Origin of the sequence: Capnocytophaga sputigena, assembly GCF_900446695.1 — a bacterium.
Taxonomy (GTDB): domain Bacteria; phylum Bacteroidota; class Bacteroidia; order Flavobacteriales; family Flavobacteriaceae; genus Capnocytophaga; species Capnocytophaga sputigena.
In genome coordinates this window covers 93,630-113,516 of sequence record NZ_UAVP01000003.1, presented here as the reverse complement: position 1 = coordinate 113,516, position 19,887 = coordinate 93,630, and the positions used below count along the sequence as shown (strand labels likewise).

At 35.6% G+C, this 19,887-nt stretch carries 19 protein-coding genes; 4 read left to right on the top strand and 15 right to left on the bottom strand.

The genetic code is table 11. The features are described from left to right. The first annotated feature begins 28 nt into the window (after positions 1-28). Positions 29-1,357 (top strand): TrkH family potassium uptake protein, encoded by a 1,329-nt coding sequence (locus DR017_RS00645; protein WP_002679137.1) that lies wholly within the window; start codon positions 29-31, stop codon positions 1,355-1,357. A 3-nt stretch (positions 1,358-1,360) separates the two neighbouring features. Continuing rightward, positions 1,361-2,020 carry a potassium channel family protein gene (locus tag DR017_RS00640; protein WP_002678988.1) on the top strand — a complete coding sequence of 220 codons (660 nt, stop codon included), beginning with the start codon at positions 1,361-1,363 and terminating at the stop codon, positions 2,018-2,020. A 79-nt stretch (positions 2,021-2,099) separates the two neighbouring features. On the opposite strand, the gene DR017_RS00635 is transcribed toward DR017_RS00640, so the two are convergent. The 5 genes from DR017_RS00635 to sucD form a co-directional block, all read right to left on the bottom strand. Continuing rightward, complete coding sequence (locus DR017_RS00635) at positions 2,100-3,305, bottom strand: acetate/propionate family kinase (RefSeq protein ID WP_002679127.1); 1,206 nt, start codon at positions 3,303-3,305, stop codon at positions 2,100-2,102. A 59-nt stretch (positions 3,306-3,364) separates the two neighbouring features. Beyond that, positions 3,365-5,440 (bottom strand): phosphate acetyltransferase, encoded by a 2,076-nt coding sequence (gene pta, locus DR017_RS00630; RefSeq protein ID WP_002679033.1) that lies wholly within the window; start codon positions 5,438-5,440, stop codon positions 3,365-3,367. Positions 5,441-5,549: 109 nt separating this feature from the next. Next, positions 5,550-6,266 carry a PA3715 family protein gene (locus tag DR017_RS00625; protein WP_002679057.1) on the bottom strand — a complete coding sequence of 239 codons (717 nt, stop codon included), beginning with the start codon at positions 6,264-6,266 and terminating at the stop codon, positions 5,550-5,552. A 58-nt stretch (positions 6,267-6,324) separates the two neighbouring features. Beyond that, positions 6,325-7,476: a serine hydrolase domain-containing protein gene (locus tag DR017_RS00620; protein ID WP_002678942.1), complete on the bottom strand. Its 1,152-nt coding sequence runs from the start codon at positions 7,474-7,476 to the stop codon at positions 6,325-6,327. 136 nt (positions 7,477-7,612) lie between these two features. After that, positions 7,613-8,488, bottom strand: a complete 876-nt coding sequence (gene sucD / locus DR017_RS00615) for a succinate--CoA ligase subunit alpha (RefSeq protein ID WP_002679130.1) — start codon at positions 8,486-8,488, stop codon at positions 7,613-7,615. A 226-nt stretch (positions 8,489-8,714) separates the two neighbouring features. Here sucD and panD point away from each other — a divergent pair, with 226 nt between their 5' ends. Then, a complete protein-coding gene (panD, locus tag DR017_RS00610) occupies positions 8,715-9,065 on the top strand; it encodes an aspartate 1-decarboxylase (RefSeq protein ID WP_002679059.1) in 351 nt (116 codons plus the stop codon). Beyond that, positions 9,062-10,018, top strand: a complete 957-nt coding sequence (locus DR017_RS00605) for a lysylphosphatidylglycerol synthase transmembrane domain-containing protein (protein ID WP_002678968.1) — start codon at positions 9,062-9,064, stop codon at positions 10,016-10,018. Before panD ends, DR017_RS00605 begins: the two co-directional genes overlap by 4 nt. Here DR017_RS00605 and DR017_RS00600 read toward each other — a convergent pair. The 10 genes from DR017_RS00600 to DR017_RS00555 all read right to left on the bottom strand — a co-directional run bounded on the left by DR017_RS00600 (position 9,948) and on the right by DR017_RS00555 (position 19,878). After that, positions 9,948-10,385, bottom strand: a complete 438-nt coding sequence (locus DR017_RS00600) for a hypothetical protein (RefSeq protein ID WP_081450862.1) — start codon at positions 10,383-10,385, stop codon at positions 9,948-9,950. The genes DR017_RS00605 and DR017_RS00600 overlap by 71 nt on opposite strands. 3 nt (positions 10,386-10,388) lie before the next feature. Further along, on the bottom strand, positions 10,389-10,949 hold the full coding sequence (locus tag DR017_RS00595) for a hypothetical protein (protein ID WP_002679066.1): 561 nt from the start codon (positions 10,947-10,949) through the stop codon (positions 10,389-10,391). A gap of 32 nt (positions 10,950-10,981) precedes the next feature. Next, a complete protein-coding gene (locus DR017_RS00590; protein ID WP_002679041.1) occupies positions 10,982-12,523 on the bottom strand; it encodes a YifB family Mg chelatase-like AAA ATPase in 1,542 nt (513 codons plus the stop codon). A 72-nt stretch (positions 12,524-12,595) separates the two neighbouring features. Then, positions 12,596-13,888 (bottom strand): glycosyltransferase, encoded by a 1,293-nt coding sequence (locus DR017_RS00585; RefSeq protein WP_002679044.1) that lies wholly within the window; start codon positions 13,886-13,888, stop codon positions 12,596-12,598. Positions 13,889-13,955: 67 nt separating this feature from the next. After that, positions 13,956-15,149, bottom strand: coding sequence for a tRNA 2-thiouridine(34) synthase MnmA (gene mnmA, locus DR017_RS00580; protein WP_002679187.1), 1,194 nt, complete (start codon positions 15,147-15,149; stop codon positions 13,956-13,958). A gap of 8 nt (positions 15,150-15,157) precedes the next feature. After that, complete coding sequence (locus DR017_RS00575; protein ID WP_002679018.1) at positions 15,158-15,559, bottom strand: hypothetical protein; 402 nt, start codon at positions 15,557-15,559, stop codon at positions 15,158-15,160. Between the two features lie 25 nt (positions 15,560-15,584). Next, on the bottom strand, positions 15,585-16,382 hold the full coding sequence (locus DR017_RS00570) for a PD-(D/E)XK nuclease family protein (RefSeq protein ID WP_002679123.1): 798 nt from the start codon (positions 16,380-16,382) through the stop codon (positions 15,585-15,587). Then, on the bottom strand, positions 16,382-18,070 hold the full coding sequence (gldG, locus tag DR017_RS00565; protein WP_002678990.1) for a gliding motility-associated ABC transporter substrate-binding protein GldG: 1,689 nt from the start codon (positions 18,068-18,070) through the stop codon (positions 16,382-16,384). Before gldG ends, DR017_RS00570 begins: the two co-directional genes overlap by 1 nt. Continuing rightward, entirely contained in the window at positions 18,067-18,786 is a 720-nt protein-coding gene (gldF, locus tag DR017_RS00560; RefSeq protein ID WP_002679149.1) for a gliding motility-associated ABC transporter permease subunit GldF, read from the bottom strand. Before gldF ends, gldG begins: the two co-directional genes overlap by 4 nt. Positions 18,787-18,912: 126 nt before the next feature. After that, positions 18,913-19,878, bottom strand: a complete 966-nt coding sequence (locus DR017_RS00555) for a hypothetical protein (protein ID WP_002679030.1) — start codon at positions 19,876-19,878, stop codon at positions 18,913-18,915. Between the last annotated feature and the right edge of the window lie 9 nt (positions 19,879-19,887).

Below are 19,887 nucleotides of genomic sequence, written 5' to 3'. Positions count from 1 at the left end.
AGAAACGCTACGTTAATAATTGTAACAGATGTTAAAAAGAATATCCCCTTATACGCTAATAATGCTTTCCTTCTTTGCTTTGATAGTATTAGGAGCCTTATTGCTGATGATGCCTTTTGCACATATACCCGAAAAAGACTTATCCTTTTTAGAGGCTTTTTTTACAGCTACTTCAGCAGTAACTGTTACAGGACTATCGATAATAAATATAGGGGCTACATTTACTGTCTGGGGGAAACTTATTTTGTTAATTCTCATTCAGTTTGGAGGATTGGGAGTACTTACTATTTCTTCTGTTTTGGTATTACTTATTGCCAAACGTATTGGTTTTTATACTAAACGCTTGGTTGCCGAAGGACTTAATCACAACAAGACCTACGATATTTATGCTATTACTAAGCGTGTAGTGCTTATTACTTTACTTTTTGAGGCAGTAGGAGCAGTGTTTTTATTTTGTTCATTTATTCAAGACTATTCCTTTGGACAGGCATTGTTTATGGCAGTATTTCACTCGGTTTCGGCATTTTGTAATGCTGGTATTTCATTGTTTCCTAATAGTTTTGAGGGCTATACTTATAATATTTTTGTAAATGGAGTGATTGCTTTTCTTATTATTTTTGGAGGTTTAGGTTTTACTACTATTATTCAATCGTATGAATATTTGCGCAAAAAACGTCGGAGGTTGGATATCAACTCACAGTTTTCGATTATTACTACAATTATTTTGCTTGTAGCGGGGACTTTTTTGTTTTTTACTTTGGAATATAGCAATTATTACACTTTATATGGTAAGAGTACTTTCAATCGTTTACTTATTAGTTTTTTTCATTCGGTGAGTTTGCGTACAGCAGGTTTTGATACTATTCCGTTAGAACATTTGAGTAGTGCTACTATTCTTTTTTGCGTAACTTTTATGTTTATAGGAGCCTCGCCTAATTCCACAGGCTCTGGGGTGAAAACTACTACTATTGGTATCTTGTTTTTAGGTATAAAAACAGCGTTGTTTAACAAGAATTATATTGAATTTTCTAAAAGGCGTATTTCTTGGAAACTTTTTAACAAAGCTTCAGCTCTTGTTTTTATAGCAATGATGTACGTACTAACAACAATTATTATACTTACAGCTTTAGAACCTAACATAGAATTTACTAAAATAGCTTTTGAGCTTATTTCGGCATTTAGTACTTGTGGACTTTCAACTGGAATAACTCCAGAGTTGTGTACTTTTTCTAAATTAATATTGATTTTTACGATGTTTCTTGGTAGGGTAGGACCTCTTACTATAATGTTAGCCCTTTCAAGACCACGAGCAGAAGGAAATTACAAATATCCCAAAGAAAATATTTTAATAGGATAGATTATGAAGAATTTTTTAGTCATTGGATTAGGAGAGTTTGGCAAATCAGTAGCTAAAACGCTCTATAAAAACAAAGCTACAGTATTGGCAATAGATTCGCGTGAAGGCGTAATCAAGCAGGCTCTCAATGAGGGAATTATAGAGGAAGCAATCATTCTAGATGCTACAGATGAAATAGCTCTTAAAAAAGTAGTGCGCGATGATTTTGATACTGCTTTTGTGAGCGTAGGAGATAATATTCAGGCAAGTATACTTATTACCTTGCAGTTGAGAGAAATGGGGGTAAAAAATGTGATTTGTAAAGCTGTGAATCACACCCAAGAAAAGGTATTGTATAAAATTGGTGCTACACAAGTAGTATTTCCTGAAGAATTGATGGGAGAAAAAGTAGCTTATTCCGTTTTGCGACCTACTATTATAGAATATTTTAAATTTGCTGAAGATTATTTTATCTATGAAGTAAAAGTACCCAAAAGTTATGTAGGAAAATCGTTGATGGAACTTAATTTAAGGCACAAATATGAGATAAATATTTTGGCAGTAAAACACTCTAATGGCAAAATGAATGTTACTCCTGACCCCAATGTTAAACTCAATAAGGATGACCTTTTGATTATACTCTCTAACGAAAACGTAATTGATAGAGTTACTAAAGCTCCTTAAAAAAGGAACTATTTATAAAAAAGCCAAAGATACAAATTATCAAGTTTGTATCTTTGGCAAAGTATAGTCTAATGATTTGCTATTTTACTAAATCTACTATCTCATTTACTATTTGCAATTCTTCATTAGTAGGGATGATAAGTATCTTCACGCGGCTATCAGCGGCTTGAATCTCTACAGGTTTAGTAGGATGGTTGAGCTCTTCGTTTTTCTTCTCATCAAGTTTTATTCCAAAGAATTCCATATTCTTACAAGCAAATGAACGGGTAAGGGCATCATTTTCCCCTAAACCAGCAGTAAACACAATACTATCTAAGCCATTTAGAGCTGCTGAATAAGCACCTATAAACTTCTGAATGCGGTAGCCATACATCTCATAGCAAAGGGCTGCATTGGCATCACCTGAACGATATAGAGCTGCTACATCACGAGCATCAGAGTGTCCTGTAAGTCCAAGCATACCACTCTTCTTGTTAAAGAGTGTTTTCACTTCCTCATAGCTCATACCCAATTCTTGCCCCAAGAAGAAAGCAACTGAAGCATCAATCTGTCCGGTGCGTGTTCCCATAATGAGTCCATCTAGAGGGGTAAGTCCCATAGAAGTATCTACACATTTACCTTCCTCATTTACAGCAGCCATACTCGCCCCATTACCCAAGTGAATGGTAATATTTTTGATATGTGGGTTGTTGAGGTGTTTACGAGCTTGAGCATCTACATATTTATGACTGGTGCCGTGGAATCCATAAGCGCGCAATCCGTATTTTTCATAGTATTCATTAGGAATGGCATAGCGGAAGGCTTTGGCGGGCATTGTTTGATGGAAAGCAGTATCAAATACGGCTACGTGAGTAGCTTTGTCAAAAAGTTTTTGTGCTACACGTATCCCTTCTAAATGTCCTGGGTTGTGCAAAGGTGATAGCGGAATGAGGCGTTTGATTTCGGCTACTACTTCATCGGTAATTACAGTAGGTTGAACGAATTTCTCACCTCCGTGTACTACACGATGCCCTACCCCTTTGATATCACTGGGGTTGTGGATAACACCTACTTTGGGGTCTGTAAGAAGTTCTGCTACTAAATTCATACCCACTTCGTGAGTAGGGATAGGTTGCTCTTTCTTCACTTCTACTTCCTCGCCGTTCTTCACAGCTACATATTTCACATAGCTACCGTCGATATTGATGCGGTCTACAATTCCTTTTGCTTTTGATTCTCCTGTTTTAGAGTCAATAAGCTGATATTTGAGAGATGAACTCCCTGAATTAATGATTAATATTTCCATTTTAGTCTTTTGTTATTAGTTGTAAGTTTTCCCCTCCTTTGGAGAGGAGGTAGGTGAGGCTAAAATTCTGATTGTATTGCTGTGATAAGTACAGTGTTGTAGATATCAGGAATAAGAGCGCCACGACTGAGGTCGTTTACAGGTTTTTTCAATCCTTGTAACATAGGTCCTATAGCCAGACCACCTGTTTCGCGTTGTACTGCTTTATAGGTGTTATTACCGGTGTTAAGATCAGGGAAGATAAGTACATTAGCTTGTCCTGCCACAGGTGAATTTGGCATCTTTTGTTTACCTACTTTAGGGTCTACCGCAGCGTCATATTGTATAGGTCCTTCTACGAGTAGTTCAGGACGACGTTCTTTTACAAGTGCAGTTGCTTCACGCACTTTATCAACATCGGCACCACTACCTGAGTTACCAGAAGAGTAGGAGAGGAGAGCTACTTTAGGTTCAATACCAAAGGCAATAGCAGAGTCGGCAGAGCTGATAGCTATGTCAGCCAACTGTTCAGCAGTAGGGTTTGGCACTACAGCACAGTCTCCATATACCAATACGCGGTCGTGCAACAACATAAAGAATACTGATGACACTGTGTTTACTCCTGGTTTAGTTTTTACGAATTGTAAAGATGGACGGATAGTGTGAGCGGTTGTATTTACAGCTCCTGATACCATACCATCGGCATCACCGAGGAATACCATCATTGTACCAAAATAAGAAGCATCGAGCATTAAATCTTTAGCTTGCGAAAGCTCCAATCCTTTGCTTTTGCGCAACTCGTATAGTTTTTCAGCATACGCTTCGTATTTTTCACTCTCAGCAGGATTGATGATGTTGATACGATCCTCATTCCATTTCAAGCCCAAAATGTTCTTAGCGCGTGTTTTAATAGCTTCGGGTTCTCCTAAGATAGTGAGGTAAACGAGTTCGTCTTCAGCCAATTGTGAGGCTGCAGTAAGAATACGATCGTCAGTACCCTCTGGTAATACAATATGTTTTTGTCCTGCACGAGCTTTTTGTACCATATTGTATTGGAACATACGAGGGGTAATAGTTTCTGATTTGAAAGAAGCAATACTATTGTTGAGTTTTTCAGCATCTACATTTTCATCAAATAACTGAAGTAACATTTTTACTTTTTCAGTATTTTCAGGGTAGATATGTGCTTGGGTATTACCGATGATATTAGCAGTTTCGAAAGTATCGGTTTTAGCTACCATTATAGGGATATTCTTTTGGATACCATCGAAAATCTTACTCATAGAAGCATTGAGTGTTAAATCACCATAGAGTACTACTCCTTTAATATTAGAGAAGTTAGAATAGTTAGCTACTAAAGATCCAGCTATGAGGTCGATACGGTCGATGGGGAGTACTGCTAAAGTATCTTCGTTTAGCTTGGCTAAATAGTTAGATAATTGCATAGCTCCTACGATAGTTCGTTTGGTAGTAACATCAATATTATCACCTTTATAAAGGAATTCGGCATTGAGAGCGTTAGCAATCTCGCGAATGGTAGGGCGAGAGAGTTCTTCTTTGCGCGGAATAACGGTAAAAGTAGTATCGCTGAAGCGCTGTTCTAAACAGTTGATAGTAGCAGCAGTAGCATTAGTAGCTTTGTTTACAAACACGCTGAGTACGCGAACATCTTTTTCTATAAAATTGTTTAGGGTAGCTTGTACTTGGTTAGCGAGTTCATCTTCTGAAGCAAAATTGTCTTTAAGTACTACCAATGCAGGAATGTTTAGACTTTGAGCTACTGAAGCGTTGAAGTTTGCATCGAAATAGCTATCGTCTACGGCACTTGAACTATCGACTAATACAAAGTCAAACTTACTTTCTAAGGCTTTGTATTTTTTGATGATAGTATCATACACTTCGCCTATATTACCTTCGTTTTTAAGAGCGATAACCTCTTGACGTGTGTAGGCATAGGCTTCATCATAACTCATATCGAGTTTAAAATGTTCTAAAACAGTTTCGATGAAAGTATCTTTTTTAGATTTACTTTCTACAATAGGTCTAAAATAACCTACCTTGGCAGTGTTGCACATAATCATTTGCAAGACTCCCAAACTCACTACTGACTTACCACTATGGGTATTTGCAGCAATGACATAAACAGATTTATTCATTTTTTATTTACTTTTTAGTGTTAAATGTTATAAGTTGCAAAGGTAATAATATAATTTAAGAAAACAAGCGAAAATAATATTTTTATTTTAATACCTAAATAACGAAAGTTTATTCCTCTTTATATTCCTTACCATTGTATCTCAAAAATACGGTTTTAGTGTTTTTCTGCATAATTCCTTCATTACAATCTTTATCAGTTCCCTTTCCAATAAAAGTCTGTTTATTTTTGATATTGAAATAGCCATTAGTCTTTTCGCTATCCATCATAAACATAGATTGGTTTTCATCTGACCAAATTCTTTCACAGTCATCATAACTCCATTCCCCACTGGAAGTACTTAGTGTATATTGGTTTAATACCTTTTTAATAGAGTTTCCTTGAGGTAAAAATAAACTAAATGTTTCTTCAGAATAAGGATTTACTTTGCTACCATTTTTATAGAAAGACCGAATGCCAAAAGCCCGTGCCCCCTCAGTGAGAATAAACTTAGCAGTATCAATGCTAATGTTTTCTAACGCAATAGCATCTGAATGATATTCATCAATTCCTTTGTACGATTGAACTATTCGCTGATCTAAAAGGTTATACAACACTACATAAAGGTCAAATGTAGCCTTGTTTTCATCTCCTTTTTTTATAAGAAATACCATAACTTTTTTATCTGTGTCATAAGGCAAAACCTTTTCGGTATACAAGTCTTTATCTATCTTATCTTTAGGTATTTCTAAAGTCTTGATAACTTGATTGTAAACTTGTACGTTCTCTTGAGCTTTTACCACATAAGAGCAAAGCAAAAAAATAAATGTGAAAAATAGTTGTTTCATTGTGAAATATTTTTTAGGGAAAAGGTAAGAAAAATCACAGAATAAAAAAGTAAAATGCTTATTCATAAATAGAAGGGATATGTTCAGCTCCTTCTAAAATAAAATCGGTGAGACGCTGCAAATAGATACTAATTTGTGGGTCGGTTACATTGAAGAGCATTACTATTACAACTTCTTCATTAGGATATACTGATAACCAGCCAAATCCTCCTACCCCCATACCTGTATGACCAAAATAATCACGTCCGTTCCAATCGCGTTGGACTTGCCAGCCAATACCATAACTTATTTCAGTATCGTCTATGGTACATTGTTTTTTAAGCATTTCGTTTTCGATAGGTTGAGAAAGAAAGTTATGGCGTTCTATAGCTGTACCCATTTTTGCTATATCATTGGATGTAGAAAGAAAACCACCGCCCGCAAGCTTGAAATAGTTATTCACATCGGTAGCTTTATCCAATCCTTTTTTACTACGCGTGTAAGGAATAGCTTCATCTTGAATAATTTTACCTCTATCGGGGAAAGTACGCCACATATTTAGAGGTTTAAAAACTTCTTCTTTGGCTACATCTTCAAACTTTTTGTTGAGACATTTTTCAATAGCTAATGAAATAAGGTTGATGCCATAACTGCTATACAAGAACTTTGTGCCAGGGGCAGATTGTAAGATATCATCCTTAAACAAATCAACTCCTTGTGCTATAGTATAAGGCTTGTTGAGTGTATATTCATTAGCTTTGTAGGAGCGAATTCCTGCTAAGTGTCCTGCTAATTGTTTCACAGTAAAATCAAAAGGTTTTTCAGGGAAATCGGGTATATATTCGTAGAGAGACATATTCCAATCGAATTTTTTCTGTTCTTGCAAACGAGCTAAAACAACCCCAGTAATAGCTTTAGACATACTTGCCACCCTAAAAATTGTAGTTTTAGGGTCAATAGGTGTCTTTTTAGAAAGGTCAGCATATCCATATCCGCTTTGCCATATTGTTTTTCCTTGTTTGGTAACTGTGATAGAGGCTCCAGGAATTAATTCTTCTTGTATGAGGTATTGCAATATTTTTTCAGCTTCTTTTTGAGCTTCTTCAAAAGAAGTTACCTCAGAAGGGTTTTTTCGGAATACATCAGTATCAAGTAGTTTTTTTTGACCAAAAAGGTTGTTGAAGAAAGATATAATTGTAGAAATCAAAACAATAGATATTAGTTTTTTCATTGTAATGTAATGTTTTACTTTTCGGGGCGCAAAAGTACAAATATTGAATGAGTTAATCAAAAATAGCACAAAAAAACTGTCTAAAAAGTGTATATAGGAAACCTTTTTAGACAGTTATTAAACAGTTTGAGTATTTCTATTTTTTGAGTATTTCAGCTACTTTTTCACCTATTTTAGCAGGTGAATCGACTACGTGGATACCGCATTCTCTCAAGATACGTTTTTTAGCTTCGGCAGTATCATCGGCACCACCTACAATAGCTCCAGCGTGCCCCATAGTACGCCCTTTAGGTGCTGTTTCACCTGCTATAAAGCTCACTACAGGTTTTTGGTTGCCATTAGCTTTGATCCAACGAGCTGCTTCAGGTTCTAACTGGCCTCCTATCTCACCTATCATTACAATACAATGAGTTTCAGGGTCGTTCATCAGTAGTTCTACAGCTTCTTTAGTAGTAGTCCCGATGATAGGGTCACCACCTATACCGATAGCAGTAGTAATACCTAAACCTTGACGTACAATTTGATCGGCTGCCTCATAGGTAAGAGTTCCCGATTTAGAAACAATACCTACATTTCCCTTTTTGAAGATAAAGCCAGGCATAATACCTACTTTTGCTTCCTCAGGAGTAATGACTCCAGGACAGTTAGGACCTACCAAACGGCACTCACGATTTTTGATGTAGGCAGCTACTTTTACCATATCGGCAACAGGAATGCCTTCAGTAATAGTGATAATCACTTTGATACCAGCATCAGCAGCTTCCATAATAGCATCGGCAGCAAAGGCAGGAGGTACGAAAATGATAGAAACATCAGCACCGGTAGCTTTTACGGCATCGGCAACAGTATTGAATACGGGCTTTCCTAAGTGCGTTTGTCCGCCTTTATTAGGGGTTATACCACCTACAATGTTAGTGCCATAAGCAATCATTTGTTCGGCGTGAAAAGTACCCTCACTACCAGTAAAGCCTTGTACAATAATTTTAGAATTTTTGTTGACTAATACACTCATTGTATTTGTTTTTTTAGTTTTAACAGAAGCAAAGGTAGATGTTTTTTTTGATATATACAATTGTTATGCAATAAAATAAAAAGAATAATATAAAGAAGTTTTGTATATTACTCATAATCAGTTTGTTTAGAATTTTGAAATTAATAAATTAACAAAATGATAATTTAACAAATTGGCTAATTGACAAATTATTCCTACTTTTGCCGCGTTTTTTAATACAATAAAAATGCAAATAGAAGTATTGAAATCTAAAATTCACCGTGTGAAAGTTACAGGGGCAGATTTAGATTACATAGGTAGCATTACCATAGATGAAGCTTTGGTAGAGGCTGCAGGAATGATAGAAGGTGAGAAAGTATCAATAGTAAATGTGAATAATGGGGAACGTTTTGATACTTATATCATCAAAGGGAAACGAAATTCAGGAGCTATTGTACTAAATGGACCTGCAGCGCGTAGGGTACAAAGAGGAGATATAGTAATTATCATCTCGTATGCTTTAATGGATTTTGAAGAAGCAAAAACCTTTAAACCTTCTATAATCTTCCCTAATGAACAAACAAATCTTTTGGAATGAAAAAATGGTTAAAGATTACCCTTCCACTACTTGTGGGAGGGTTTTTATGTTGGTATGCTTATCAGCAATTTACTGAAGAACAATTTACTGAGATAAAAAAAACATTTCTTGTTGCTGATTATTTTTATATAATTTTAGCTGTGTTTTTAGGATTCTTAGCAGATATATCGCGAGCAGTTCGTTGGGAATTGATGTTTAGACCAATGGGGTATAAAACTTCTTTATTACATCGAATAATGGCAGTGTTTATGGGGTATTTAGTAAATGTAACCATACCGCGTTCAGGTGAAGTATCACGGGCTTTATTAGTAAGCAATTATGATGGAGTACCTTTTGAAAAATCATTTGGAACGATTATCTCTGAACGTGTGATTGATTTACTTTTGTTATTTTTGTTTACCGCTACAGCTTTTGTATTGCAATTTGAGGTGATAAGCAACTTTATACTTTCTAAAATTCCGTTTGAAAAACTCTTGTGGATTTTGCTAATAGGAGGGCTATCGTTTGTGATTTTCTTATACCTTATATATACTTCAGAACGCAAGTTTTTTATAAAAGTGAAGACGTTTTTAAACGGTATAAAAGAAGGCGTATTTTCAGTGTTGAAAATACGCCATCGTTGGATTTTTTTGGCGCATACATTATTTATATGGGCAATGTACTTTTTGATGTTTTATATTCCTTTCTTCGCCTTACCAGAGACTACTAATATAAGTTTACCAAACGTACTTACAGCTTTTGTCATAGGTAGTTTTGCTATGACTTTTACTAATGCAGGATTTGGTGCTTACCCATTTTTTATAGCAGAAGTATTATTTCTCTTTGGAGTTCCAACTCCTATAGGTACAGCTTTTGGATGGCTTGTTTGGACTTCACAATTTGCTATAACACTTCTTCTTGGGGGGGGAGCGTTTGCTTTGCTTCCTTGGCTAAAAGAAAATAACCACAAGTAATGAGCCACGCTATCCAAAAGAGATAAAATCCAAAATGAAAACTGAATTTCATCATCTTATGAGAAGTAGTGGTGAAATCTACATAGGAGAGATAGAACCCTACAGCCCCTATAACAGCAAGTAAAACTGCTAAAGCACGAGCAAATCCTGAACTTACTCTTGAGCGGAAAGTTTGCAGAAATAACAGTAAGATAAATTGTACTATAAATAGCAAAATAGCTGTTTTCCACCACGTTTTAAACACTGCATACTGGCTGTAGAAAGTACTTACCCCTATCTTACCTATAAACGACATTTTAGAGATAAGGATAGCTGAAATGAGGCTCATTACAGCTTGTATGAGAGTAAGGATACTAAAATTTTTCATAGTTTATTTTTTTATGATTTTCCACCCTGATTTCTCGTTGTATTTTAGTTTAAACTTTTGAGTAATAAAGTTGCTATTGGGATAGGGGTCTTTTCCAAAACTATAGAAAGGAGTTTTTTCCTTATCTAAAACTACTACACAAGTAGCCATTTTTTCAGTACTTTTTTCGAGAGTTATTTTTTTATTATTTAGTTTGTAGATAATGGTCTTTACTTGAGCACTATTTTTGTTTTGTTTTACTAAATAAGGGAGAGCCTCTTCAGTTAGGGTAGGGGAGATCACATATACACTATCCTTAGAAAACCACTTTTTACGTGTTTTTTCATTGTTGATAGCTATCAATCCCTCATCAGATAATCGCTGAATGCTCTCAATGAGTTCTTTATCCTTATTGGTTACTAATTTTTGTTTATTAGTATTGAATTTGCCGGTTTCATAGAGAGGGTTTTCCTCTAAATATTCGGTGATGAGTGTAGTAGCTTCATCAGTATCGATTTTGTTGCTTGTGTTACAAGCTACCAAAGTAATAAAAATGGTAGCTATCGCTATAAGATTTTTTTTCATTGTTATAGTGTATTAATGTTAATTATCCATTGTTAACTGTTACCAAACCATCCTTCACGATCTAAACTTCGATACTGAATGGCTTCACCTATGTGGTGAGGTTGTACATTTTCAGTACCTTCTAAGTCGGCAATAGTACGAGCTACCTTCAAAATACGATCATAAGCGCGTGCGGAGAGGTTGAGTTTCATCATTGCATTTTTTAAAAGTTTTAAAGATTCCTCACTTACTTTACAGAATTTTTGTATTTGTTTAGTATTCATTTGGGCGTTGTAATGAATGTGTTCATATTCTTTAAAACGCTCTGTTTGAATGTTGCGCGCGGCAATTACTCGCTTGCGTATTTCGGTGCTACTTTCCCCTTTGCGATCATCAGAAAGTTTTTCAAAAGGAACAGGGTTGACTTCTATATGAATATCTATTCTATCTAATAGGGGACCTGAAATCTTACTCATATAACGTTGCATTTCGGCAGGAGTAGAGTTTACAGGTGCCTCAGGATCATTGAAATAGCCACTAGGGCTGGGGTTCATACTCGCTACTAACATAAATGAAGAAGGGTATGTGATAGAGAATTTAGCACGCGAAATAGTAACCTCTCTATCCTCTAAAGGTTGACGCATCACTTCTAATACAGCACGTTTAAATTCAGGCAATTCATCAAGGAAAAGTACACCATTATGCGCTAAGGATATTTCACCAGGTTGAGGGTATGTACCACCCCCTACAAGGGCTACATCCGAAATTGTGTGATGTGGACTACGGAAAGGACGATGACTCATCAAACCTGTATCTTTGATACGACCTACAACACTATGTATTTTAGTAGTTTCGAGAGCTTCGTGAAGTGTCATAGGAGGGAGGATACTAGGTAATCTTTTGGCTAACATTGTTTTACCAGAACCAGGAGGACCTATGAGAATGATGTTATGACCTCCTGCCGCAGCTATTTCCATACAGCGTTTTACAGTTTCTTGTCCTTTTACATCAGCAAAATCAAATTCAGGAAATTCTAAATTTTTATAAAATTCTTTACGAGTATCCACTATTGTACGAACAAGCTCTCTTTCACCATTGAAAAAATCAATTACTTCTTTGATATTTTCAACACCATAAACCTCTAAATTATCTACAATAGCAGCTTCTTTGGCGTTTTGTGCAGGCAAAATAAAACCTTTAAAACCTTCTTTACGTGCTTGAATAGCAATAGGGAGTGCTCCTTTGATAGGTTGTAGTCCTCCATCTAAAGAGAGTTCTCCCATAATAATATATTTTTCTATCTCGTCACTTTGTATTTGTTCGTTGGCAGCCAATATGCCTATTGCAAGACTAAGATCATAGGCTGAACCTTCTTTACGCATATCGGCAGGAGCCATATTGATAGTGATTTTCTTTCCTGGGATTTTATACCCTGTATTCTGTAAGGCAGCAGCAATGCGAAAGTTACTTTCTTTAATAGCAATATCGGGTAGTCCAACAAGGTGATAGCCAATTCCTTTAACAATATTTACTTCTATAGTAATGGTAGTAGCTTCTACTCCAAACACTGCACTTCCGTATACTTTTACTAACATATTCTTCGGTTGATTTATTTTTTTGACAAAAGTAGTATATTTTTTTGAAAAGACAAGTTTTTAGCAGAAAATTTAACTTGAAAGATTGCTTTCTATGCACTTAGCCAACCGCTGAGTAAGGGATTTACGGCTGTACTGTTCTACTTTTGTGGGGCTGGTTTTAAGTGTTCTGTGCTGAAATTGATGATAGAACTCTAGTATTTTGGCTTTCATTTGAGAGGCATCGGTATATCCTACAAAGGTACCTGTTTGTGTTTCAGTGAGAATAGGAGTAACATCCCAGTTATGAGGTCCTATGGCGAGAATAGGTCGTCCTGAAATCATATATTCAAATAATTTACCCGCAATAATACCTTGTGTTTCTTCAGAATCTATCTCGATGAGCAACAATACTTGCGATTGCTTTTGCAGACTAATAGCTTCTTGATGGCTAATATAACCTTTATTAATATAATAAGGAGTAAGTCCGTTATGGCGAATATCTTCTTCGATTTCTTCACTTACTTTGCCTGCAAAACAAAGTGTGAAATCTTCGGCAAAATGAGGTTCCTCACGTACTAATTCGGCTAATATTTTCCACAACATTTTGGGGTTTCTATCTGATAATAAGGAACCTATATGCGAAATAAGGAATTTATTGGATAGGGGAGGGGTGATTGTTTTTTCCTCATCATAACCATTGGTAATCACCTCGATAGGAGTATTGGTAAGTTGCTGAAAGTCTTTTTGCGTCTTGAAACTTGTTGTAATCACCAAGTCTGATTGTTGTAACACTTCTTTTTCCCAATAATGCTGACGTTTATCTGCCCATTTAGTAAGGCGTAAATCTTTGTAATAACCAATAGTTGTCCACGGGTCACGGAAATCGCTAATCCATTTGAGATGAGAAATTTGTTTCTTTAACTCATAGCCTATAAGGTGTACGCTGTGAGGAGGTGAAGTGGTGATAATAGTTTCTATCTGGTTTTCTTTTATAAACTTATTCAAATACTTTACAGAAGGTTTTACCCAGAATTTGCGAGCATCAGGAATGAAGCAATTACCACGTATCCAAAGTAATACTTTATCTAAAATAGAAACTTTTTTACGTGGAATGATACCTGAACTAATTTTTTTGGTTTTCTTTTTAGAGAATAATGAAGCCCAAGTATAAGGTTCCCATATAGGATGTTTGATAATTTGTATATCGGTAGGCAAATCGTTTCCTATTTCATTGTCGATGATAGGATAAGTTGGATTTTCAGGAATATATACAATAGGTTCTATATTAAAATCTCGTAAATATTTTACGAATTTTAACCAACGTTGTACACCAGGTCCGCCAGCAGGTGCCCAATAATAAGTGATGATAAGTACCTTTCTCATATCCTTTTTCCAATTCTCTATTTTACATAATATACATTATAGTTTATTTGGTAAAGATGTTTTTTTGCTATGAAATCACACCGCTACCCACCAATTCATCTCCGCTGTACCAAGCCGCAAATTGTCCCTCAGTAATAGCACTTTGAGGTTCTGAAAAATGAATATATAAACCATTTTTCACTTTGTATAAAACTGCTTTCTGTAATGGCTGACGATAGCGTATACGTACCATAAACTCTTTCGATTCATATACTTTTAATGCCAAATCTTCACGAATCCAATGTTCATCAGGGGTTGCGATAAACAAAGCACTGCGGAATAATCCACGATGTGTATGTCCTTGTCCTGTATAGATGATATTCTTCTCAATATCAGTTTCTATGATGAACAAAGGTTCTTTGGTTCCACCCACATTTAAGCCTTTGCGCTGTCCTTTGGTGAAATAATGAGCTCCTTGATGAGTACCTACTTTTTTACCGTCTTCAGGTTGATATACAAAACGTTGTGATAAATATTTTAATTCATCTTCATAAGTTTCAAAAAGGCGTAGCATATCAAATTCTGCATATCCTTTCCAATCATTGGGGATTTCAATAATATCGCCTTGTTTGGGTTGTAGTTTTTGTTGTAGAAACTCAGGTAAACGCACTTTTCCTACAAAGCAAAGTCCCTGAGAATCTTTTTTATCAGCGGTTATCAAATCTTGAGCTTTGGCAATGGCTCTTACTTCTGATTTCTGTAATTCCCCGATAGGGAAAAGTGCTTTACTAAGTTGCTCTTGTGAAAGCTGACATAGGAAATATGATTGATCTTTATTTTCATCTTTCCCCGATAGCAATCGGTAGATTTTTTTACCGTTTATTTCTATTTCTTCTTTGCGACAATAATGTCCTGTTGCTACATAATCGGCACCTAAACTAAGGGCAAGTTTCATAAAAACATCAAACTTGATTTCCCGATTACATAACACATCGGGATTGGGTGTTCTACCGTGCTCGTATTCATTGAACATATAATCAACAATACGGGCTTTGTAGGGCTCACTCATATCCACTGTTTGGAATGGAATGCCGAGTTTTTCGGCTACTAAAAGCGCATCATTACTATCTTCTAACCAAGGACATTCGTCGGAAATAGTAACTGAATCATCGTGCCAATTTTTCATAAAAAGGCCTATTACCTCATAGCCTTGTTCTTTTAACAAATAGGCAGCTACGCTACTATCTACTCCCCCACTAAGTCCTACTACTACTCTTTTCATTTAATTATTTAATTATTTTGAGTTTCTAATTTATCTAATACTTCTTTGAGAAAAAAAGAAAAATCTGTATAAGCTTCTTGAAAAGTAGTATCTTTCCAGCCATACCACCAATCATTAGATTGAAATTCTCTATCTTTTAGAAAATCGCTGAAAAAGTACTTTATCTCTTCATTTAAAGTTTGAGAAGAAAAATGTCTCCCTAATCCAAAGTAAATCTCATTATTTAAACGGTAATATTCAATTGCAGCAGCAAAAGATTTCCCTTTATATTCAAGTACAACATAAATATTAGGATATTTATCATCTGTATTCACTACAAAATTACAGTTTTTAAATTCTTCTTGTGAATGTAAACGGTTTTTCCATTCAAAAAGACATTTCTCTCTTGTTATTTCAACTAATGCTTTCAAATGTTTTTGAAGCTCATCAATTTCACTAATTTTTGTGGTAATAATATTCTATATTTTTAACATTATTGTCATCAGTTAGTTGTAACTTTTTAACTAAGAAATCTTGTAACTTGTTGTCCATCTCTTTAAATATTTCTCTGCTATTAAAAACGTGCTTCAAATAATCTATATATTGTATTACTGCACTTTTTACAATAGTTTCTCTTTCAGATATTGCTTGTAAATATTCTTCAAGCCAAACAATAATATCTTCTTTATAGGCTATTTTTACATAACGTCCTGCAAAATCACTTTCTTTATAATTTCCCCACGTTTGTATTGTAGGTTCATTTCCAGCATAACGTGTTAGGTATAGAATATAAATCTGGTTTAATTTATACCCTAATTGTTTGCATATATCAATGTAACGACCAATTTGCTCTTTCTGTTCAACAGCATTATGAATCTTGTTTTCTATGATGAAAGCATATTTTCCTTCTTCTTGGACAAGTCCATCAATACGCCATTTTTCTACTGTAAGAATAGGTTTATCAATTAAAGATATATCAAAATTTAATTTTTTCTTTGTAAGAAAATTCAAAAAGTGATGCAATACAGGTTTATATTTTAACAATGAAATCAGCAAACGACTGTGTGCATTTTCGTTTACATTAAAACTATCCAAAAGATTAGTTCTAAAAGGTATTTTCGATAACTCTTCTTTGTAAATCTTTGAGAAATCAGTCAGTAAAGAACAATTTTCTGTTATTCTTGACAGTTTCTTATCAAAAATAAATTCTTGAAAATCCTGATTTAGTGCTAAAATATCAATGTAGTTTTGCATTATACTTTTCTTATGTTCTTCTTCCTATAAAAATATAACACTGATAGCATTACCAATATCAAAAGCAATAATGGATACACAAATACTTTTATTTGCCAACTATTGATACTTTCAGCTACTTTTTGTTTGTCTAAGAAAGCTAATTGAACTTTCTTATTGCGTAAACTCAAAAACTCAGTATCGTCTAAAAGATAGTTTAAAGCATTCTGCAAGAAGGATTTATTGTCATAATATTTGCTTGTCCATTTATCAAAACCGAGTTCTAAGGGGATATTATTTTTGCTATCTATATCGTTTTTGATAATATCGCCATCGGCGACTACCAACATTTTGGTAGGCTTGCTTCTATCGGATTTTTCTTTGAGGTTTATGGGGCGAATGCGATCTTTATAAACTGAGTTAAACTCTCCTTCCAAAAGCACTGCTAAGGGAATATTTCCGTGTTTATAGGCTTCTTTATTCTGGTTATTGGGGTCGAAGCGCAAGTTGATTTCGCGTGGGGTGCCATCTGCTTTTGAAAAAGGTGAACTAGCGAGAAGCACTGTTTTCTTCACTCCATTTTTCAGCGTATCGATGCTATTGGCAAACTGAAACCTCACTGCATCTAAATGATTGTTGATAAGGTGATTATTACCTGAAATCACCAACGGATTATATACCCAAGGAATAGGCATATAACGGGTTTGAGAGCCATCGCCTGTGGCTACTATGATTTCAGAAAAGTACAAATCGTTTACCAAGGTGTAATTGATACGGAAACCATATTGGAAAAACATATCGGTAAGATTTAGATTGATGGGCATTGCCATTGTCATTCCGCCTGTTTTGTACATATCCTCCAAGGAAACCGCCACATTATCTATCAGCCATAGAGCACGACCGCCATTCATTATATATTGGTCTACGACCTGCTTTTGGGCATCGGTGAAAGGCTCAGTAGGCTTAGGCACGAGTAGTAAATCGAATTTTTCGAGGTCGTGTAGAGTCTTCTCGGGGTTGGTAGCCACTGAATCGAGGGTGAAAGGTGCTATAAAGTAGTATTCGCGCGCTGTTTTGAGGAAGTCGGCCATATAGATATCTTCTAGGGCACCATTACTTCTAAGTATTGCGATTTTCTTCTTTTTATCTAAGGCAAACTTATATAACGCATCGGTAAAATTGTATTCTAACTTCTGAACAGAGTTCTGTACCTGCTCTTGGTCAGTAGAGCCAAGTTTGTTTACAAAGAGACGCACACGCTCACTCTTCTTGCCATCGCTAATGACTGCCCAAGGGAAAATATACTCAATAGAAGATTTTCCTGCTTCATTTTGGGTGATTTGCAAGGGCTGATAGCCATTATTTATCAGTTCTTGAATCACACTTTCGGGGTGCTCCTCCCCTTCTAATGGGTTTATAAAATTGACGATAATGTTGTTATTGGCAGCTGCATACTCGTCTAATAACTGAATTGTTTCAGTCTGTAATTTCTTAAATTCGGTAGGGATATTGCCTTTGAGCAATACATCAATCACGATAGGATTCTGTATTTTAGCAAGTATTTTCTTGCTCACCTCAGAGAGCGTATAACGTTTGTCTTGGGTGAGGTCTATCCGCGTGTGCCATTGTTTGGCGATATAATTGACTGCAAGGAGGCATACTAAGGCTATAACTACCTTGCTAATAGAGTTTTGAAAGAGTTTTTTCATCGTTTGTAGGCTTTGAGTGATAAGGTAGTGAGATATATGAAAAATGAGATAACAGAGAGGAAATATACGATATTTCGGGTGTCGAGCACTCCCCTACTGATAGCGTCGAAATGCGTTTGGAAGCCTACCCCACCAAAATCTTCGGGGGCTATAAAAGCAATAAGCTGGTCGATGCCAAAGAAGAAAAAGAAGCACAGAAAGGCCGCTAACACAAAGGAAATGATTTGGTTACTACTTATAGATGACGCCCATAAGCCTACTGAGGCAAAGGTGGCGACCAGTAAAAACAAAGCAATATAAGACCCCACAGTGCCAGCTATATCTAAGTTGCCTACGGGGTTACCCAACACCCATACCATATAGACATATAGGACTGATGGCAAAAGGATTACAAAGAGCAAGAAGAGGATGCCTAAGTACTTGCCGAGCACCATTTGCAGAGTGCTGACCGGTTTGGTGAACAAAAGGGCTAACATACCGCTTTTTTTCTCTTCGGAGATGCTTCTCATCGTAATGGCGGGTACTAAAAAGACGAAAACCCAAGATGAAAGCCTAAAAAAAGGCAACATATCGGCGAAACCAGCATTGAAAATGTTGTAATCTGTTTTAAAGACCCATAGGAACAAGCCATTGAGCACGATAAAGAGCCCAATGATAGTAAGACCAATGGGCGAAGTGAAGAAATAACGGATTTCTTTTTTGAATAGTGCGTACATTTTTATAGTTAAGAAGTAAGAGATAAAAGGTAAATAGTTGTGAAAGCAACTTACCTTTATTCTTAGTGATTTTTCAGCGTGCAAAAATACAAAAATAAAATAACACTACAACAAAAAAGAGTAAGACTACTTATTTAACTGTGAAATATCAAACTTGCCATCAATATCTTGAACACTTATTTTACCATTGAGAATATCAAAAAAGAAGTCGCGGATTTTATTAAGAGTAAGAGTTGCTGCATTACCATTTTTATCTACTCCTAAATCATAAGTTTTGAGAAGCTGAGCTCCTAAACTCGCTGCAGTAAGTAAGAAATGATTTTCAAACTTATCGGTATCTATCAAATCTACAGCTAATACTTTGCCCACAACAGTATAACTGCGAAGAGTTTTCTGTATTTCGTTATTTACAAGAGTGCTTTTTACCTCATCAGTTTCAATATCCATTGTTATTTTTCCTGAATTAGGTGTTTGAGGTAATCCTTTGTAGAGAGCTCCTAAATCAGCTAAACTGAGGTTGTATAGTTGCGCATTGGCAGTAGCAAGCATTTTTTCTATAGAAAAAGCGCTTGGAAGTAATAGATACACAGAGCCTTCTATACGTATAGAAGGAGTGTTGAATGTGCCAACCACACTGTTTTTCAAGTCTATTTGTTGAGTAGCAAATACTCCTCCACATACGACACAATTATCTAATACAATTTCATCGGCATAGATGCTACCTGCTATAAAAGCATTATAGAGAGTTACACTTTTAGCATTGATATCGGAATGAAATATAAGTTTTAATTTATCAGCTCTTGAAACGATAGAGTTAGCAGAACCTACACTTTTTTGGAAAGCTACATTTCCTTGAGCTTCACTATTTACATAGAGTTCCAATTGAGTAAAGACGGCACCTTGGATTTCTAAGTCTCCATTTTGTATTTCGAGTTTATGGGCGTATACAGGACCTTCTATCACGGTATCTCCTTGTACTGTAATGGTACGAGTTAATTCGGCTACTTTTTCAGGTAATATACTTCCTTTTACTAAATTATCTTTTAGTTGTATATTGCTTTCGTTAAAACGAATTTCTTTTAATTCTTTCATTGTAATAAG

What these genes read in the sequence shown, in the direction of transcription:
- DR017_RS00600 (WP_081450862.1), bottom strand. Translation starts at nt 10,385, where the DNA reads ATGAAAAATTTTAGTATCCTTACTCTCATACAAGCTGTAATGAGCCTC.
- sucD (WP_002679130.1), bottom strand. Translation starts at nt 8,488, where the DNA reads ATGAGTGTATTAGTCAACAAAAATTCTAAAATTATTGTACAAGGCTTT.
- mnmA (WP_002679187.1), bottom strand. Translation starts at nt 15,149, where the DNA reads ATGAAAAGAGTAGTAGTAGGACTTAGTGGGGGAGTAGATAGTAGCGTA.
- gldF (WP_002679149.1), bottom strand. Translation starts at nt 18,786, where the DNA reads ATGTACGCACTATTCAAAAAAGAAATCCGTTATTTCTTCACTTCGCCC.
- panD (WP_002679059.1), top strand. Translation starts at nt 8,715, where the DNA reads ATGCAAATAGAAGTATTGAAATCTAAAATTCACCGTGTGAAAGTTACA.
- DR017_RS00645 (WP_002679137.1), top strand. Translation starts at nt 29, where the DNA reads ATGTTAAAAAGAATATCCCCTTATACGCTAATAATGCTTTCCTTCTTT.
- DR017_RS00620 (WP_002678942.1), bottom strand. Translation starts at nt 7,476, where the DNA reads ATGAAAAAACTAATATCTATTGTTTTGATTTCTACAATTATATCTTTC.
- DR017_RS00595 (WP_002679066.1), bottom strand. Translation starts at nt 10,949, where the DNA reads ATGAAAAAAAATCTTATAGCGATAGCTACCATTTTTATTACTTTGGTA.
- DR017_RS00590 (WP_002679041.1), bottom strand. Translation starts at nt 12,523, where the DNA reads ATGTTAGTAAAAGTATACGGAAGTGCAGTGTTTGGAGTAGAAGCTACT.
- DR017_RS00640 (WP_002678988.1), top strand. Translation starts at nt 1,361, where the DNA reads ATGAAGAATTTTTTAGTCATTGGATTAGGAGAGTTTGGCAAATCAGTA.
- pta (WP_002679033.1), bottom strand. Translation starts at nt 5,440, where the DNA reads ATGAATAAATCTGTTTATGTCATTGCTGCAAATACCCATAGTGGTAAG.
- gldG (WP_002678990.1), bottom strand. Translation starts at nt 18,070, where the DNA reads ATGAAAAAACTCTTTCAAAACTCTATTAGCAAGGTAGTTATAGCCTTA.
- DR017_RS00585 (WP_002679044.1), bottom strand. Translation starts at nt 13,888, where the DNA reads ATGAGAAAGGTACTTATCATCACTTATTATTGGGCACCTGCTGGCGGA.
- DR017_RS00625 (WP_002679057.1), bottom strand. Translation starts at nt 6,266, where the DNA reads ATGAAACAACTATTTTTCACATTTATTTTTTTGCTTTGCTCTTATGTG.
- DR017_RS00605 (WP_002678968.1), top strand. Translation starts at nt 9,062, where the DNA reads ATGAAAAAATGGTTAAAGATTACCCTTCCACTACTTGTGGGAGGGTTT.
- DR017_RS00635 (WP_002679127.1), bottom strand. Translation starts at nt 3,305, where the DNA reads ATGGAAATATTAATCATTAATTCAGGGAGTTCATCTCTCAAATATCAG.
- DR017_RS00555 (WP_002679030.1), bottom strand. Translation starts at nt 19,878, where the DNA reads ATGAAAGAATTAAAAGAAATTCGTTTTAACGAAAGCAATATACAACTA.
- DR017_RS00570 (WP_002679123.1), bottom strand. Translation starts at nt 16,382, where the DNA reads ATGCAAAACTACATTGATATTTTAGCACTAAATCAGGATTTTCAAGAA.